This is a genomic window from Halodesulfovibrio sp. MK-HDV (assembly GCF_009914765.1).
Taxonomy (GTDB): domain Bacteria; phylum Desulfobacterota; class Desulfovibrionia; order Desulfovibrionales; family Desulfovibrionaceae; genus Halodesulfovibrio.
The window spans coordinates 25,245-42,834 of sequence record NZ_WYDS01000007.1 but is presented as its reverse complement, the minus strand read 5'-3'; the positions used below and the strand labels follow the sequence as shown (position 1 = coordinate 42,834).

The window sequence follows — 17,590 nt, the reverse complement described above, 5'->3', positions numbered from 1 at the left end:
TCAAAAAAGAGCCGATTCTCGGCCTGAATTGTATATAAATCTTGAATTTTCAAGAACAGGCTGTCTCTTGACAGGCTCCATATATAAAAGTAGGGCGTTGCTCCAACCACGGAGGAAAAAAAATATGATTAAGCAAGGCGAATTGGTTCTGCTTGTCGGCGCGCGCGGAAAACGCGTTATGCGTCGTGTAGAACTTGGTAATGATATACATGGCAATGACGGCATTCTTAAAATGGAAGACATCATGGCTGCCGGTTACGGTAGCGTTGTTCTTTCTCATAAAGGAAAGCCATTCCGTGTGCAACGCCCTTCGTTGCATGATCTTGTGAAAGGCGTCAAGCGTCAGACACAGGTTATCTATCCAAAAGATATCGGCTACATCTGCATGAAGCTTGGTGTGGGTAACGGTTCTAAAATCATCGAAGCTGGTTCCGGCTCCGGTAGCCTTACTCTCGCTATGAGTTGGTTTGCAGGCGAAAAGGGTGAAATTCACACCCACGAAGCCCGTGAAGAATTTATGAACCTTGCTCGTCGTAACCTTGACTGGGCAGGCGTTGGTAAAAACGTAACCTTATACAACCACAACATCGAAAACGGCTTCCTCGTTGATGATGCCGATGCACTTTTCCTCGATGTTCGTGACCCTTGGGATTACGTAAGATTTATTCCAGGTGCGGTTAAGCCCGGCGCAATGATCGGCTTCCTCGTTCCTACAGTAGATCAGGTTTCCAGCCTTCTTACAGAACTGGAAAAAGGTCCATTTGACGAAGTTGAAGTTTCCGAACTTCTCGTTCGTAACTGGAAAGCAGTACCGGACCGTCTGCGTCCAAGTGACCGTATGGTAGCTCACACAGGCTTCCTTATCTTTGCTCGTCATCAGGAAGGCCTTGATGCACTCGAAGGTCACAAATACGTTGGCACACGCGAACGTAAACAGGAAGCAGCACGTAAAGAACGTCTTGCTGCTGCTCAGGAAGAATCAGCAGAATAGCTTTCTTCCGGTGCAATGCGCCATATCAAATAGATTCAAAATCCCGACTTGTTACGAGTCGGGATTTTTTTGGATCTTGCAAAAACGAAAAAAACTTGCGCCTCTTAGATTCTGTGGTATATATCTGAAATATCAGTGAAAAATAGAAAAAACTTGATTTTCGATTAAATATACTGTAAGGTCGGGGTTTAGTTCCGCATAAAAATTTCTTGTATGGAGTACCCACATGACCCGTAAAGACCGTACAGAAGGCATATATAGCCGACGTGAAGTGCTCGACGAAAGCGAACGTCGTCAGTTTTACCTTATCCAGCTTAAAGACCTTCTTACTTACGCATACCGCTACTCAGAAGATGTCAAAAAGCGTTTTGACCGTGCCCAGTTTCAGGTAGAAAAGTTTAAAACTCTTTCTGACCTTAAACACATTCCTATCCTTAAGAAGAAAGAACTTATCTTCTTACAGTCCATGGGCCCGCGTCTTGGTGGTCTTCTTACTAAAGACCTTGGTGAATTGAAGCGTGTATTCCTTTCTCCTGGACCAATTTTTGACCCTGAAGATCGCACAGACGATTACTGGGGTTACACCGAAGGTTTCTACTCTGCTGGTTTCCGTCCAGGCGACGTAGCGCAGATTACTTTCAACTACCATCTTGCGCCTGCTGGTCTCATGTTTGAAGAGCCACTGCGTAATCTTGGTTGTGCAACAGTTCCTGCTGGTCCCGGCAATGCTGCGACTCAGTTGGAAATCATGCAAAAATTACGTGTAAGCGGGTATGTTGGAACTCCAAGCTACCTGATGCACCTTGCCCAGAAAGCAGAAGAAAAAGGTTTGAACCTGCGTAAAGATCTCTACCTCGAAGTTGCTTTTGTAACTGGCGAGCGTATCTCTGAGAAAATGCGTGCTTCCCTTGAGAAGAAGTTCGACCTCATCATGCGTCAGGGCTACGGCACCGCAGACGTTGGTTGTATTGGTTACGAATGTTACCACAAAACCGGCCTGCACATTGCCAACAGAACTTTTGTTGAAATCTGTCATCCTGACACTGGTATTCCTCTTAAAGACGGCGAAGTTGGTGAAATTGTTGTTACCGCATTCAACAAAACCTACCCGCTTATTCGTCTTGCTACCGGTGATCTCGGTTACATCGACAGATCTCCTTGCCCATGTGGTCGTACCTCTCCGCGTCTCGGCTCCATTGTTGGCCGCGTAGATACCACCGCTCGTATTAAAGGTATGTTCGTTTATCCACATCAGGTTGAACAGGTTATGTCACGCTTTGAGGAAATCAAGCGCTGGCAGATCGAAGTTACCAACCCGGGTGGCATTGACGAAATGACCCTGTACGTTGAAGCAAGTAACTTCAAACGTGGGGATGAACTGCTGCACCAGTTCCGTGAAAAAATTAAACTTCGTCCGGAGCTCAAGGTGCTTACTCCTGGCTCACTGCCTCCGCAGATTCGTCCTATCGAGGACAAAAGGATATGGGATTAGCCCACAGAATTCTTTTTTCTGTAGTAGTAATAATGGGTGGTTGCGCTTTGGCGCAACCGCCTCTTTCCCGCGCCGCCCCTGCGCCAATCGTATCTAAAGCGACTAACACCAAGCTTGTCGTTACCCCACAAGCCAGTCCCCAATTGGCTGAAGGCGAATTCTTTAACGCCAACGGAACCAAAGCCTCTCTTTCAGACCTCCTCGCTACCGCAAAATCATACGACTACATCCTCATTGGCGAAACTCATAACGTCGCCTGCGATCATATTGTTCAAGCAAAAATTATTGCTGCATTAGCAGAATCCGGAATGCGCTTTACTGTGGGCATGGAAATGTTTGCACAGGAAAAACAACCGCAGCTTGATGCCGTAAATAACGGCAAAGTCTCCCTTGCTGAATTCCCAACCAAAGTTGATTGGAAAGATGCCTGGGGTTTTTCGTATTCGCTTTATGAACCCATTATCGAAGAAATCTATGCACACAAAATAGAGCTCTATGCGCTCAATTTTCCCTTTGAGATAGCTAAAAAAATTGGTGATGATGGAATGGAGAGTCTTACGCCTGAAGAGCGCAAGTATCTGCCTAAAAATCATATTCCAAGCATGGAAGCGCAAGAAGAGGATTTAACTCGAATCCACGATAAGCATGTGGAACTGATGACAGAGGGGAAAGATGATCCCAAAGCGGCAGAGGTCGCAAAAAAATCACTCGCTCATTACCGTAAGCGCTTTTTCCTGATTCAGTCCATGTGGGATACCGGAATGGCAGAGCAGGCGATGGCCATTCGCAAGAAAACAAATTTACCAATAGTCATTCTTACTGGCACAGGGCACGTAGAACACGGTTGGGGCATTTCATACCGCCTATCCAAGCTTGATCCAGATGCCAAAGTGTTGCTTATCGTTCCATGGCGAAACAGAGAGCCGATTGTTGCAGAGAGAGGGCACATACAGTTTTATTGCCCGCTTACAAAACAGAGCAGATTTGGCTTTACCTTGCGTATGGAAGGCGATGGTGCAACAATCTTAGATGTAAAAGATAAATCTGCTGCGCACACAGCAGGGTTTCTTGCTGGCGACAATATCGTCAAAGTAAGTGGAATGGACGTCGACTCCATGATGACCCTTCACAGAGCAGGCGTAAAAGCCGCCAAAGAGGGAAAAGACATGGTCTTTACAGTAATCAGGGACGGCAAAGAGTGCACAATCTCAATGCCCGTACCGGAACACCCACACAGAAAATAATGCCAGAATTACCAGAAGTTGAAACCATTGCTGCAGGTCTATGGCCGATGCTGGCAGAGCAGACCATAGAAGAAGTCACCATCCTTAACGACAGCAGTGTAGAAGGAAGGCGCGATGCGCTGGAAGGTCTTATCACTGGGCGTGAGATCACGCACGTGCACAGGCGGGGCAAGCTGTTGCTTATGGATCTTTCAATTCCGCAAATTTATGAAGACGAACTTCCCGTCCCGCGCTCGGAATATCCTCTACAACTTGCTTTTCATCTAAAAATGTCCGGCAGGTTGTTTGTCTATCCGCCAAATACTCCGCCAGCACGGCATACTCGAATAATTTTTGATTTGAGCAACGGCAACCGTTTGTTCTTCGACGACATGCGCAAATTCGGTTTTTGCCGTGCTCTAGCTCCATGTGATTACCTGAATTGGCAGTTCTGGCAGCAGCTAGGTCCAGAGCCGCTCGTCATTAAGACTGACGCCTTCGTAGCTCTGTTTCAGTCACGCAGAACCCGCATAAAAGCAGCCTTACTCGACCAAAAAGTAATCGCTGGAATTGGCAACATATACGCAGATGAGTCACTTTTTCGAGCAGGCATTCGCCCCGATACGCCTTCGAATGAGATTCCAAAGAAAAAGCTCGGGCTGTTGCATGTAAAGCTCAAGGAAGTGCTCAAACAAGCCATCCGTGAGTGTGGTTCATCCATCCGTGATTACCGCGATGCGCACGGTGATGCTGGATCGTTCCAGAATAATTTCCTCGTCTACGGGCGCACAGGGCAGGATTGCCGCGTTTGCGGTGAGCCGCTCAAGACCGAAAAAGTTGCTGGGCGCACAACTGTCTTCTGCGAAACTTGTCAGAAGTAGAACTGTGTAAATGTATTGCTTTTAGGTTGTTTTCGACGAGCCTCCGGCAGGTCTCCGACGGGCAAGGGCTCTGCCCTGCACCCGCAAGGGGCTTGCCCCTTGACCCAATTATACGCGAGTACTTTTAGAAAGCTATTACGTTGGAAGCCGCGATAACAACTAACTTTCCATAACGAAGTAGGCTGTCCATTGAATGATGGGCAGCCTACTTCGTTTTTTATTAGCTTCAACGAAAGGTCGTGGTGGTTAAGCCGCGTGAAGGCATAAACAGTAGGATGATGTCGCAATAAACCGCGGTTAAGGGGGCGTTCCCCTTGCGGGTGGAGGGCAGCGCCCTTCCCCCTCGGAGAGCCGTCGGAGACACAAAAGGTTACTACTGGAGATAGTCACCAAAACATTACTCAGTGTAAGGCTTGCCATGCTTGTCTTCCTTGGCGGTTTTGTCTTCCTTGGTATCCTTATCATTGGTTCGTAGCGGAAGCCCTGAATAGTCTTTTTCGGCTTCCGGCGGATATTTGAGTTTGTTGTTTATTTGGTCGATCCGGTCAGCTGGGAAATCAGGGAATGGGAACTGAGTTTCGTTCGAGAACTCTTCTAACTCGTTTGCTAGATTGGATGGCTCTGTGAGGTCCTCATCAACGGTGTGGAGATAGGTTGAACTTGTTGGATAGGCAAAGGCTGCGCCACCTTCTTCGATAATTTCACCAATACGAAATAGGACATCTTCTTGAATTCTGTAGAAATGACTGAGCCTTGTTGTGTTGATGTAGGCGCGAATATTTATGTCTTTCGAGTAAGAATTGAAGTTGACAAAACGTACCCAGAGGAGTGGCTTTCTACTGATTTCTGGGTGTGCGTAAAGCATCTCGTATAATTTCGTTATGATCCACCGTAACTGAGTCGAAGTCGTTACGTAGCTAAGACCGATGTCGAGATCGAGCTTGAATTTGTCGCGGTGTGTGAGGTTGATGAGCTGAAGATGTGAGAACTCAGCGTTTGGGATAGACATGATTGTCCGGTCACTGGCGCGGATTCTGGTTGATCGCAGCCCGATGTGCAGGACTTTGCCGCGTGTTTTACCGAACATGCAGAAATCTCCGATGCGTACGGGTTTGTCTGCAAAAAGGGTGAGCCCGCCGATAACGTTTTCGATTGTCGGACGCGCAGCGAGAGAGATGGCAAGACCGATGACACCAAAACCTGTGACCACAGGAATAAGTGGGATGCCAAGTTTTGTGCCACCGTAGAAGAGAACGCACACAGCGAGGAATATGCAAGTAAGGTTGGTGACGGTATTTACAAGACTGGCATCAATTCCGCGTGGATCTATACTAGGTGTTGCTAGAATAGATTCTGCAACGACACGCCCGAGAATGAGTATACCCCATGCGGCTGAGAGCCATTGTACGATTTGCAAGACTCCCACAGAGAGCACGAGGAAACGACCTGTAAGGTTTATGATGTCGTCAAAAATGTATGCGAGTAACAGGCATGAAATAACGAGCTGCAGAGGGAGAACGAGGTGTAGGAGTTCGTTGGTGATGGGATATTTTTTTAGATTTCTTCTGCGTGTCAGTTTGAAAGAGATGATGCTCAGGAATATGAAAAATAGAATGCTGAGGAAGAAAGTGACCCATTGAAAGATTGTTTGCTCGTGATAGAGTTCGGCCGAAAGTGGTTTTGGAATGTAAGAAAACCACTTAGGCGGCACGAGCCTGCCAGGGGTGGAACTATAGAATCGGTAAAAACCTTCCGTAGTTTTTTTAATGTACGGGAGGTACTTGGCGCGATTGTAGAGTGCTTCTATATTGCGAACGCTTTCCGGATTGAAAAGGTATTCTCCAGAACGGTCACCTTCTTTTACGTATTGGATTTCGAATGATGTGCCCGGAACGCGCCAGTAATCGAGCTCCATCATGTCGTCACTATCTGGTACTGCCCCCATGCGCGGTAGTTTTATTCTATCTATGACTTCTTTAAGCTGGATTACGGCTTCGTAAGAAAATTCGGCTCGATAGCTGGCGGGTATTTCGCTGAAGTTAACGCATTTGATTGCTTTTTCGAAATAGAGCATTGCGCGATCTGACAGTGCAGTTACCTGCGGAGTGTGTGTGAATAAATTGTCAGATTCCATATCCAGCGCATAAGCCTGCTTCATAAGCTGGTACGCACGGGTTGTATTAACCATGAAACTGCGAAGCGTCGCCTGCGGACTGGTTGTGTCCGGTGGCGACAGAGGACCAGAGGTCTTGGCAGTAATGTTATTACGTGACTTTTGGAATGCGGTCGATTCTGCAACCGCTGTAGTCGTGAGCTGAAGCGTTAACAGCGCGGCGAGTAGGCTGAAATAAAAAAGTGTACGAGACATATGGCTCCTTCCTTACTCATCTTCGAATGTTCTGTGCAATATCTAAAAATACACTACATAGAAAAGAGAGCCACAGTATAACCTGCGGAAAGGATGAAGTTTATATACACACAAAGAAAGGGCAGCCTTGTAGAGTTGCTACAAAACTGCCCTGATTTATGAGGTGCGAGTATGCGTTTTCCAGCTGCCACTGGAAGAAAGCGCTATGGGTGATCTTTAAATTTATTTTCGGTGGCTTCTGAACCGGAGTGACAAGGAGTACAGTCCTGCTTGCCTTTGGCAATTGGGGATTCTTTGCCTTTACCGTGACAGGTTTCACAGTATTCAACGGATTCTTGTTTGCCGTAAAGACCTTCAAATTTTCCGTCGATTTTTGCGTTCAGAATTTCAATAGCTTTTTTAGCAACGTCACCAGTAAGGCGACCGCAACGTTCGGAGCGAACTTTTGACTTAGCTGGAATGCCGGTAGTGTAAGACCAACGTGAAACAGACACGTGACAGAGAACAGAGTTACTTACACTTGTCGGGATTTCTTTATCTACATAAATATCGCTCGTAGGCTTGTAGATAGGGAAAGCAGTTTGTTCGTACCAACGGAACAATTCATCAACCATGGCTTTACGTTCTTTACGACCGTAGAACAGCGCAAATGCGGAAGCTGCGCCGAGTAGGGCGCCACAGATGGTTGCCCAGTTTGAAATACCGGATTTACCAACTTCCATCATATGGAATGGGAAATCTTTATATGGAGCGCCGTGCTGTTCAGCCATCTGGCCTACGATAGCGTAGAATGCGCCGTAACAGCAGCCGTAGCCTTTATTGTAGTACCCGTCGTAACCGAAGCGTTCGCCGATTGCAGGATCGACTTTATGTGGAATCCACTCTGCTGTAGCTGCAAAGTTAGACGGAGCTGCCATTGCAGGAAGAGCTGTGGCAACTGCGCCACCCACGATTACTCCCCCAACACCTGCTATCATCTGACGACGTGAAATTGTAGACATACTTTTGTATCCTCCTCAAGATAACTCAGAACCTATTTTCTAGAGCACTACAAATAATACAAAATGCATGCCTATTGAGATAAATTTCACAAGGCACTGAATTATCATGATTCTGTGATGTTGTGAGTATTTTTTGCTGCAAACTGCTGTTAACAGTTTGCAGGGGGACACGTAACTCAAGGTTGCACATTGGAACAATTGTAATTGGAAAATAGGTCGAATTTGTTGTTACCCAGATCAATGGGTATAAAGAACAATGGGTACTGATAAGAAACTGTTTTTTCCATGATTCGTTGTTGATCGTTCGTTGTTCTCTGCTCTTTTTCTAACAAAAAACCCCCGTGTGTTTTAGAAACACACGGGGGTTAGAAATGGTACTATTTGGCTACAGGCTTAGTTGCGTAGTGTAGCTTTGAGTCGCGATGAGTTTACAAGAGACTCAAGAGCGTTGACGATATCAGGCATGAGTACATCTGCTACAGCTAATGCTTTGGGGCTGAGCCCTTCAGGTCCTAAAATGGCTATGCCGAGTTCAGCCCTTTTCAGCATGTCGGTGTCGACATTACCATTGCCAATGGCACATACGGTTTCTGGACCGAGTTTTTCAATATATTCCAATTTTTCCTGTTGCTGGTAGGCACTGTTTACAACGCGTGTTGTTACGGGGAGGTGCGCTACTTCGCGTACGACATTCTGGTTCGTATCAGCGGAAACGATATGTACTGTAAGAAGCTGAGAAAGCATTGCGATTGCAGGTTCGACACCGTCAATAATATTGCCGTCAAAGGCAATGGTGCCGTTAAAATCTAAAACAAGATGATCAAATTCCATCGGTGCAAAACCGGGGATTGCAACTTTCAGCATAGGGGCTCCAAGTTTTTCAAACCATGCAGATCAAATTATACGATTAGGTTATGTTGTTGTGCATACATCACGAACAGGAAGTGAAACTAAGCTACTTTTGAGCGTAATGATGAAAGCGGAGCTAGGCTCGGCTTAGTCGTCGTAACATGTTGCCCCGTGCGATGATCACCAGCAAAAATACTTGGTAAACACAACACGTACAACGTTCGTAAAGCACAACACAGTATAGTCTAAAAAGTACTAGTGCCCAGTGATATTGTATTTTTTAAGTTTGTATTGCAGCAGGCTTTTTGAAATACCAAGAGATTCAGCAGCCTTTACCTGTACGAAGTTTCCGCGAGCTAACGCTCTGCGGATAAGAGCAGCTTCAATTTTTTCCAGTGTGTCACTGAGATCGAGCTGGACAGGTAACAAGTCTACCGCACTTTTTAATTGGCTTTCTTCATCGCGTACTTCTGGAGGCAGGTCATCAACACTGATATCAGTGCCGGTACCAAGAACGAGGCAACGTTCAATGACGTTCTCTAACTGACGAATGTTTCCCGGCCATTCGTAGCCGGAAAGATAGTCGAGAGCCTCAACGGTGAAGGTTCGCTCTGTTACTTCCTGCTGCTCTGAAATTTTTTCAATAAAGTGAGCTACCAGAAGCGGGATGTCCTCGCGACGTTCACGTAAAGGCGGGATCTGCATGTGAACAACATTGAGGCGGTAGTAAAGATCTTCGCGGAAGTTGCCTTTTTTTACTTCTTCCAGAAGATCTTTGTTTGTCGCGGCAACGATACGGATATCCACTTCAATTTCTTCTGTACCACCCACGCGTTCAACACGGCGTTCCTGCAAAACACGCAAGAGCTTAACCTGCATGTCGTGAGAGAGTTCACCTATTTCATCAAGGAACAGGGTTCCTGTGTCAGCAAGCTCAAAGCGGCCTCGTTTTAAAGCGATTGCACCAGTGAAGGAGCCTTTTTCGTGCCCGAAAAGTTCGCTTTCCAGCAGGCTGGGGTTGAGCGCCATGCAGTTTACGCTGATAAACGGTGCGCTCTTACGTGGTGACGAAAAGTGAATAGCGCGAGCGACAAGCTCTTTACCTGTACCGGACTCACCAGAGATGAGAACTGTGGATTTGCTTGGGGCTGCGCGGTCAACGAGGGAAAGAACAGAGCGAATGGCGCTGCTCTTACCGATGATGTTGTTGCGACCGTATCGGGTCTGAAAATTTTCTGTGAGCAACTGGTAATTCTGGCGTGCCTGAGAAAGCTCAACGGCATTCTGCACAGAAAGCAGTAGTTCATCATTTGAAAACGGCTTGGCGATATAATCGAACGCACCGGTACGCATAACTTCAACAGCGCTTTGGATGGTGCCAAAGGCGGTCATAATAAGAACCGGAAGGCCGGGATAGTTTTTGCGTACGTGTTCAAGAACTTCTGCGCCGGAAATTTTTGGCATCTTCATATCGGTGAGAACAACATCAACATCAGATTCTTCAAGGAATGTGAGTGCTGTTTCTGGATCATTCAGTGCTGTAACTTTGTATCCAGTGTCCGTGAGAAGTGCTTCGAGAACAAGCAGATAGTTTTTTTCGTCATCAATAACGAGTAAGTGCTTTTTCTTTTTCATATCTGATTACCTGCCCGGTGTTTTCAGTGGAAATTCCATAGTAACGAGTGCGCCGCCAAGGGGAGATTTGCCTAGTGTCAGTGTGCCGTGATGGCTTTTAACAATGCTGTTTACGATAGGCAGACCAAGTCCGGTTCCGTTGTCTCGTGTAGTAAAGAACGGGTCGAGCATCTTGCTTAAATGCGCTTCATCAAATCCGCTGCCGGAATCATGGAATTGTAATATTGCAGTTTTTCCATGAGTACCACAGATTCGAATTTCCCCATCGCCTTCGATCGCTTGAATGCCGTTAGAAACAACATTGTATACAGCACGATAGAGCAAGTCGCTATCACCCTCTATAAAGAATTTTAAATTATAATCCCGTGCGACGGTGATGCCTTTGGATTCGAGCTCATTTTCAAGGAAGCCAAGCGCCTGATTGATGATAAGCGCAAGATCTACCTTGTCATGGCGAGTCGGCTTAGGCTTTGCGTAGTCGAGGAAGTCTGTAACGGTCTGGGCAAGCCGTTTTGATTCTTCAAAAATGACCGTAAGCATTTTTTTGGTGAAGTCGTCTGTACTGTCACGTTTGATCATCATTTCCGCGCTGGAAGAGATAATGCCAAGCGGGTTGCGGATTTCATGTGCAATCGATGAAACCATTCGTCCCATGCCTGCCAGTTTTTCGTTCTGATGCAGGTCGTGTTCAAGCTTTTCTTTTTCTTCAAGGCGGTTTGTCAGGACACGTTCTGCCCGCTTGATGATGAACACAAGAATCATGAACATGAACATGGACGAGCAGAAAATAGATATAAAGATAAGACGCTGGAAGCTGAGTACACTCATGTAGTCCTGCGTAATATCCTGCGTAATTTCCAGTACGCCCATGATAGGCAATTCTTTAGGCTCCTCCCCGAGTTTTCCTTCAAGGCGTAACGGATAGGTTGTACGCAACGTAAAGGTGTCATCTGGAAGGTTGGGCAAGAATAGTGCTTTTATCGGAGAAATTTTTGATTCGATTTCAAAAGTGTAGGTGTTCTGTTCTACAGCTTTTTGCGCAGCAATTCCGGCAATACTTGTTTTACCGAGATCATCTTTGTTGGTGGAGTATGAAGTGATCTGCTTGTTGTCGTAAATGCGCAGACCCTTAACATGCAGGCCGTGAATGGTGTTTTGAACTACCTGCTCAAGGCGTTGATATTGGGTCGGGTTACGCAGCGCAATGCGCCCGTAACCGATGATGGTAGGAAGCGTAAAACGACGGAAAATCTGATGGTTCAGATTTTCCGCCAGTAATAGTGCAAAGTTTTTCTGTTTTTCAATTAAGGTCTTCCGAGCTTGATCCGCAATAAATGTGGACATGAGCAGGCTTGAGATAATGATAACTATGAGCATTGCCCATGAGAGGACTCGTACAAAACCGAATGGCTTTTCGTCCTTGAAGAACCTTAAAATCAAACTAGAACTCCTGAATGTCGGGCTCCCTGCCTAAGAAGTGTTCAAGCTGTTTGCTTTCTTCATCGTAGCCAGTGGCACCGAGCCGTGCATTAGCCAATCGCTTGCCGAGTTCGACATGCGGCTGGTTAAGCGGATTTATTTCAAGCAGCCAGCCTGTAAGTACTGTGGCAATTTCCAACAGTGCAATAAGGCGTCCGGCTTCAGTTTCTGTTGCTTCACCCACTCTAATTTCTACAAGTGGTGTCTCGGTTTGACCGAGAGCCACGCGGGAACCAAGAGTTTCTGCCTGCAGTAAGGTGCCAAACTTTTCACCGCGAAGGTAGTCCCATCGTTCAGGCAGATCTTTGGCAAAGGTAATGCCTTCCGGCTGATTTGGACAAGTGAGGTACAAACAACCTTTGTCGCGTGGTCCACCAAGGTAGAGCTGCTGCGTTGAATGTTGGTCTGTAACGCCTTTGGCAGGAAGCGGTGTAGAACCTTTTCCATCTTTGCCAAGACTTTCAGCCCAGAGTTGTGCAAACCAGTCACCAAAGGAAGCCCACTTAGGAATATAGGTAAAGAACAACAGAATGTTGTAATCTTCTTCCATAAGTGTTTTTGCCCACGATGCAATTTTCCATGCAGGGTGGGTCAACATAGTGCGCTCACCGCATCCATGTTTACATAGGCTGTCACCAACTGACATAGCACCATCAAGCAAAGCTTTCCAGTCAATACCAAGGAACGCTGCCGGAACAAGTCCAACCGCGCTGAGCACGGAGTAGCGACCGCCAAGGTTCTCTGGCACAGGCATAGAACGCACGCCAAGTCTGTTCACTTCATCTCGCAGATAACCGTTGTGGGCATCTGTAATGAGCATAATGTGATCAGTCCATGCGTCGCCAAGGTGCTCCTTAAGCCATTCACGCACAACAAAGTACTGTGCAATGGTCTCAATGGTTCCACCGGATTTAGAAATAACAATAACGACTGTTTTTTCTGCAGGTAAACGTGTCAGCCATTCTTCTGTTGTTCCGGCATCAACGTTATCTGAAATCCACAGGCGTTTGCCGGTATGATTCGGCATATCCTGTTCAGGAAAAAATGCACGCTGGAGTGCTCTTGTTCCTAATGCGCTGCCACCAATGCCCAAAAGCAGCATATGGTCAAAAGATTGCAGCCACGGAGAGTGTTCTATGAGATTTTTCTCAAGTTCTTCTCGATAGGGCAAGTTGATAAACGGCAGTCTGTCACCGTCAATTTCTTCATATAGGTGCGTGGCGAGCTTTTCACAGCGGGCAGCATGACGCTGCTCGTCTTTTTCGGAAAGGCGTCCGTTCCATGCTCCTGTCCAATCAAGTGTATTTATTGTCATAAAGTATTACCCCGCTTCTTTGTATAAAAGTAGAGCCGCCCGAGTATAAAAAAGGGCAGAGGTTCGTCTGATGAAGCGTAGGGAAAAAGTGTAAAGCCCAATATTATATTTCTCTTATCTAAAAAGGATACGAGCAATTTTATGCAAAGATTCTTCGAGTGTTTTTTCGTCCACTGCGTATGAAATGCGAATGCAGTTGTCATCACCGAATGCAGCACCCGGAACCAACGCAACGCCTGCCTCTTCAAGCAGGTATGTGCACATTGCAGCAGAGTCTGGGTATGTTTCGTTGTATAAACGATGGACATCTGGGAAAAGGTAGAACGCACCCTGTGGCACAGGACATACAACATTAGGCCATTTTCCGATAATGCTCATGGCAAGGTCACGGCGGTTGCGGAAAGAGGCTCGCATGGATTCAACGATTTCAAAGCCGCCAGTAAGCGCTGCAACAGCACCTTTTTGTGCGAAAGAGCAGACGTTTGATGTGGACTGACCTTGAATCTTGCTCATTGCTTTGATGAGATCAACATGCGCAAGAACGTAGCCGATGCGCCAACCTGTCATGGCAAAGCTTTTTGCCAGACCGTTTACGATACAGACCTGTTCTGGGAATTTTTCCCACCATGGAGCAAGTGAAGCGTGCTCTGCTGGTGCATATACGAGTTGATCGTAAATTTCGTCGGAAATAATAAAGATGTTATGACTGATAGCCCATTCCGCGACGGCGTTAATTTCATCTCGGGAGTACGCAGCGCCAGTCGGGTTGGATGGAGAGTTAAGCAGTAGCACAGCTGTTTTTTCAGTACGTGCAGCTTCGAGCTGTTCAACGGTAACTTTAAATCCTGCTTCAGCAGAGGCTGCAACCGCTACAGGTACGCCTTCAGCGAGTTGTACCATTGGCGGATAGCTTACCCAGTATGGTGCTGGGATGATGACTTCATCGCCAGGGTTGATGAGACTCTGGAACAGGTTGAAGAGCGCCTGCTTGCCACCGTTTGTGATCATGGTGTGTTCAGCACGTGCGGACGTGCCATACATAACGTTGAAGTAGTTAGCTACAGCAGTACGAAGTTCAGGAAGCCCCGGTACAGCACCATATCTGGTAAAACCTTCGTCCAGCGCGCGTTTACACGCGTCACGTACATAGTCTGGCGTTGGAAAATCAGGTTCCCCAACAGCTAGGCTAATAATTTCTTTACCCTGTGCTTTGAGCTCAAGAGCTTTTGCGTTAACGGCCAAGGTAGCAGACGGTTTTAGTTGTGCGATACGGCTTGAAGTCTTCATTCGTTGCCTCTCTCTAAAATAAAATTTATGCGTACATGGTGGGCGTATCAAAAAACCAGAAGTATACCGAAAGCAGATAATGGGCACAGTCAGAATTTTACTGTTGTGCAGCCCTCCGCAATAATTGCTGTTAACGTCGTGCGCTAAAATGCAGTGCGTTTAAACAATAATTATGATGCCTTCTAGCTTTCTGCCGAGTACCAGTTAACAACACACATGTAAACTTTTAGAACCGGTTTCCTTACCAACTTTTTTGGTAATCAAACATAAATAGTTAGGAAATTTTATGTCTACACACGAGCCACTTATTTCATATCCAGAGGGATGCATTGCCGGTTCCTTTGTTCGCCGCGTGAAACGTTTTAGCGTAGAAATTCTTGTGGATGGTGAGTCCGTCTGGATACATTCCAATAATACCGGCTCAATGATGGGGCTGTTACGTCAGGGTTCCCCAATTTTAGCTTCGCCTGCTGCGAATCCTAATAGAAAATTGAAATGGACGCAGGAAGCAGTTGGTTTGAATATGGCATCCGGAGTTAAATGGGTCGGCGTGAATACTCAGACGCCGAATAAAATGCTCAAAGCTGCTTTTGAGGCGGGTAGATTGCATTGGGCAGAGGGCTACACTCTCTTTAAAAGTGAAGCAAAGGTTGGCGATAGCCGTGCGGACGGTGTGTTGCGGACAGCGGATGACTCATTACCGCCGCTATGGATTGAATGTAAAAACGTAACCATGGTTGAAGACGAAGTTGCTTGTTTTCCAGACGCCGTCACAGAGCGTGGACGAAAACATCTTAACAATATGATCAACCTTGTGAAGCAAGGGCAGCGCGCAGCATTTTTCTATCTTATTCAACGTCCGGATGGGCATTGTTTTGCTCCGGCAGATGTGATTGATCCGGCGTATGCAGATCTTTTTTATGAGGCGTTGGAACTTGGCGTTGAGGTATACCCGTACAGAGCGACTGTTACGGAAGCTGGGATTGAGCTTGGAGAGTTGCTTCCGGTTAATCCCAAAGCATTTTAATAAGTTTCGGGTACATTACCGTTTGCTCGGTACGTACCAAATTTATTGTCGAGATCCCTGTAAGGCCAGCTAGCTACTTTGCTATTGCTGACTTACTTGAATCCCAACGGTATCGCCTTCTGCAAATTGTGCTGTGAAGCCATAGGCTGTCAGTTCTGTATTTTGCACTTGCAGTGAATATTTGATGTAGTGTCCGCCAAATTGCACACGGTTGATGCGTGCCTCTGTTCCTTGTGTCAGGGTCAGCTGCTCCGGCCTGATGATGGCGTAGTCGCGTCCTTTGGGGATGGTTGCTGCGGGAATGTTCAGATGAGTACACAATTCAGGTGTCAAAATATTCACAGGTCCTAGAAAACGTGCAACGTCAATGGATTCTGGTGAATTGTATAGTGCAGATGGCGTGTCGAATTGTTCCAGTCTTCCGTTAAGCATGATGCCGATTTTGTCGGACATGGCAAAGGCTTCTTCAAGGTCGTGCGTCACACTAACTGTTGTGATGCCGAACTCTTTTTGCGTGTCGCGGATAAATTCAGCGGTTTCCAGCTTCAGATTTCGATCCAGATTTGCGAAAGGTTCGTCGAGTAGCAGCACTGCTGGATTTACCACCATAGCGCGGGCAATGGCGACTCGTTGCTTTTGTCCAGCCGATAGCTGCGCAGGATACTGTTTTCGTTTGTCTGAAAGATGAAAGAATTCAAGAATGGTGTTCACGCGTTTTGCGATTTCTGACGCAGGGAGTTTTCGTGCTTTTAAAGCAAACGCCGTATTTTCGAAAACGGTGAGGCTTGGGAACAGCAGATAATCTTGAAACACCATGATGACAGGATTGTTCTTGGATGGTGGTGTTTCAAATGAAATTGAACCGCTGTCTTGCTCTTCCAGTCCGGCAAGAATGCGCAGCAGTGTTGTTTTCCCCACGCCTGAAGGGCCAATCAGGGAAACGATGTCTCCTTTATCTACAGAGAATGAGACATCGGAAAGCACTGCTTTTCCGCTATATTTCTTACACAGGGAATCTATTGTAAAAACCATTCAAGATTGTCCAGATAGCGTTCAATTGTTGAAAATGTATCGTTGTTTTTAAGAGTACGGTCTTGTTGAGTGTACTCGTACCATGCCATATAGCACCACGATAACCCTCTAAGGATGATTGTTTTTTCTAGTATTCCGGTAAGAATGGCAAGCTCTTCTATCGATTGATGTAATCCTGCATACTCTTTGTACCGTGAAAGGAAGTGGTGTCTGTGCTCCGGCGTTGCTATAAAGTCCGTTTTCCATAATGTGGTTGTGGGAACGATAAAATGTCCGAGATCTTGATAACGGCTTGAGACAACCGCTTTTTCCCAGTCCACAAGGTGTGCGCTGTTACGTTCTCTATTGATGATGAAGTTACCGGAATTTACTTCGGTATTTACAATGAGCTGCGGCTCAGCTGCAAAGGCTGATGCGTATTCCTCCCCAAGGCTGGTAATTCTTTCGCTGTATGTTTCCAGCTTTCGTCGTGCATCAATTTTGGGATGATCTTCAAAACGTGCGAGCAGCCCGAGAGATTCTGTCACAATGTCCGCAACAGGGTTTTTCTGATGGATAAAATTATTCTGCTCAGGAACAGGTTGTGTATGCACAGCTGCAAAGACTTTAGCCGCATGATCTAAATCCTGCGTGTAATCCAACGGTGTTCCCGAAATATATTCCATGAGCAACACACCATGATCAAAGGCAGGATCAAAGTTTCCGGCTTGTGCATCTTCAAAATATGGAATTGGGGTGACTGCTGAATTTTTGAGGGCAGAAAGTACTTCAAATTCATATCGGATTTGTTCTTTATCCAACCCAAGCTGACTTCCATGGTTAATGCGGAAGACAAAATGCTTCTGGTTGAATATCTGATCTTGCGAGGCGGCACTGACTATCCAGTTTTCATTGTACTCACCCGCTGCAAGGAATGAGACATCGGATAGGCTTCGGCATTGCAGTTCTTCGAGCCAACCGGAAGCGTGCAGGTAACGTGTAATTGTATTCTTTTTATCCATATGTATTGT

At 46.4% G+C, this 17,590-nt stretch carries 14 protein-coding genes; 5 read left to right on the top strand and 9 right to left on the bottom strand.

Features of this window, described 5'->3' with window-relative positions:
• Positions 1-124 precede the first annotated feature (124 nt).
• The 4 genes from MKHDV_RS07070 to mutM all read left to right on the top strand — a co-directional run bounded on the left by MKHDV_RS07070 (position 125) and on the right by mutM (position 4,587).
• Positions 125-991: a tRNA (adenine-N1)-methyltransferase gene (locus tag MKHDV_RS07070; RefSeq protein ID WP_160713685.1), complete on the top strand. Its 867-nt coding sequence runs from the start codon at positions 125-127 to the stop codon at positions 989-991.
• 226 nt (positions 992-1,217) lie between these two features.
• Complete coding sequence (locus MKHDV_RS07065) at positions 1,218-2,483, top strand: phenylacetate--CoA ligase family protein (protein WP_160713683.1); 1,266 nt, start codon at positions 1,218-1,220, stop codon at positions 2,481-2,483.
• Complete coding sequence (locus MKHDV_RS07060; RefSeq protein ID WP_160713681.1) at positions 2,474-3,727, top strand: ChaN family lipoprotein; 1,254 nt, start codon at positions 2,474-2,476, stop codon at positions 3,725-3,727. Before MKHDV_RS07065 ends, MKHDV_RS07060 begins: the two co-directional genes overlap by 10 nt.
• A complete protein-coding gene (gene mutM, locus MKHDV_RS07055; protein ID WP_160713679.1) occupies positions 3,727-4,587 on the top strand; it encodes a bifunctional DNA-formamidopyrimidine glycosylase/DNA-(apurinic or apyrimidinic site) lyase in 861 nt (286 codons plus the stop codon). The genes MKHDV_RS07060 and mutM overlap by 1 nt, the downstream gene beginning before the upstream one ends.
• Positions 4,588-4,984: 397 nt before the next feature.
• Here the strand turns inward: mutM and MKHDV_RS07050 are convergent, their stop codons facing one another.
• From MKHDV_RS07050 to MKHDV_RS07020, 7 genes are all read right to left on the bottom strand, one after another.
• Complete coding sequence (locus MKHDV_RS07050; RefSeq protein WP_160713677.1) at positions 4,985-6,955, bottom strand: mechanosensitive ion channel family protein; 1,971 nt, start codon at positions 6,953-6,955, stop codon at positions 4,985-4,987.
• 203 nt (positions 6,956-7,158) lie between these two features.
• Complete coding sequence (locus MKHDV_RS07045; RefSeq protein WP_160713675.1) at positions 7,159-7,956, bottom strand: C-GCAxxG-C-C family protein; 798 nt, start codon at positions 7,954-7,956, stop codon at positions 7,159-7,161.
• Between the two features lie 393 nt (positions 7,957-8,349).
• Complete coding sequence (locus MKHDV_RS07040; RefSeq protein ID WP_160713673.1) at positions 8,350-8,820, bottom strand: HAD family hydrolase; 471 nt, start codon at positions 8,818-8,820, stop codon at positions 8,350-8,352.
• A 240-nt stretch (positions 8,821-9,060) separates the two neighbouring features.
• Positions 9,061-10,440 (bottom strand): sigma-54 dependent transcriptional regulator, encoded by a 1,380-nt coding sequence (locus MKHDV_RS07035; protein ID WP_160713672.1) that lies wholly within the window; start codon positions 10,438-10,440, stop codon positions 9,061-9,063.
• Between the two features lie 6 nt (positions 10,441-10,446).
• Positions 10,447-11,880 (bottom strand): sensor histidine kinase, encoded by a 1,434-nt coding sequence (locus MKHDV_RS07030; RefSeq protein ID WP_371416018.1) that lies wholly within the window; start codon positions 11,878-11,880, stop codon positions 10,447-10,449.
• Between the two features lies 1 nt (position 11,881).
• A complete protein-coding gene (locus tag MKHDV_RS07025; protein ID WP_160713671.1) occupies positions 11,882-13,234 on the bottom strand; it encodes a glucose-6-phosphate isomerase in 1,353 nt (450 codons plus the stop codon).
• Positions 13,235-13,348: 114 nt separating this feature from the next.
• On the bottom strand, positions 13,349-14,521 hold the full coding sequence (locus tag MKHDV_RS07020; RefSeq protein ID WP_160713670.1) for a pyridoxal phosphate-dependent aminotransferase: 1,173 nt from the start codon (positions 14,519-14,521) through the stop codon (positions 13,349-13,351).
• 286 nt (positions 14,522-14,807) lie between these two features.
• Here MKHDV_RS07020 and sfsA point away from each other — a divergent pair, with 286 nt between their 5' ends.
• Positions 14,808-15,548: a DNA/RNA nuclease SfsA gene (gene sfsA, locus MKHDV_RS07015; protein ID WP_160713669.1), complete on the top strand. Its 741-nt coding sequence runs from the start codon at positions 14,808-14,810 to the stop codon at positions 15,546-15,548.
• A gap of 81 nt (positions 15,549-15,629) precedes the next feature.
• Here sfsA and MKHDV_RS07010 read toward each other — a convergent pair whose 3' ends face one another.
• Positions 15,630-16,580, bottom strand: coding sequence for an ABC transporter ATP-binding protein (locus MKHDV_RS07010; protein WP_160713668.1), 951 nt, complete (start codon positions 16,578-16,580; stop codon positions 15,630-15,632).
• Complete coding sequence (locus tag MKHDV_RS07005; RefSeq protein ID WP_160713667.1) at positions 16,565-17,581, bottom strand: phosphotransferase family protein; 1,017 nt, start codon at positions 17,579-17,581, stop codon at positions 16,565-16,567. The genes MKHDV_RS07010 and MKHDV_RS07005 overlap by 16 nt, the downstream gene beginning before the upstream one ends.
• Between the last annotated feature and the right edge of the window lie 9 nt (positions 17,582-17,590).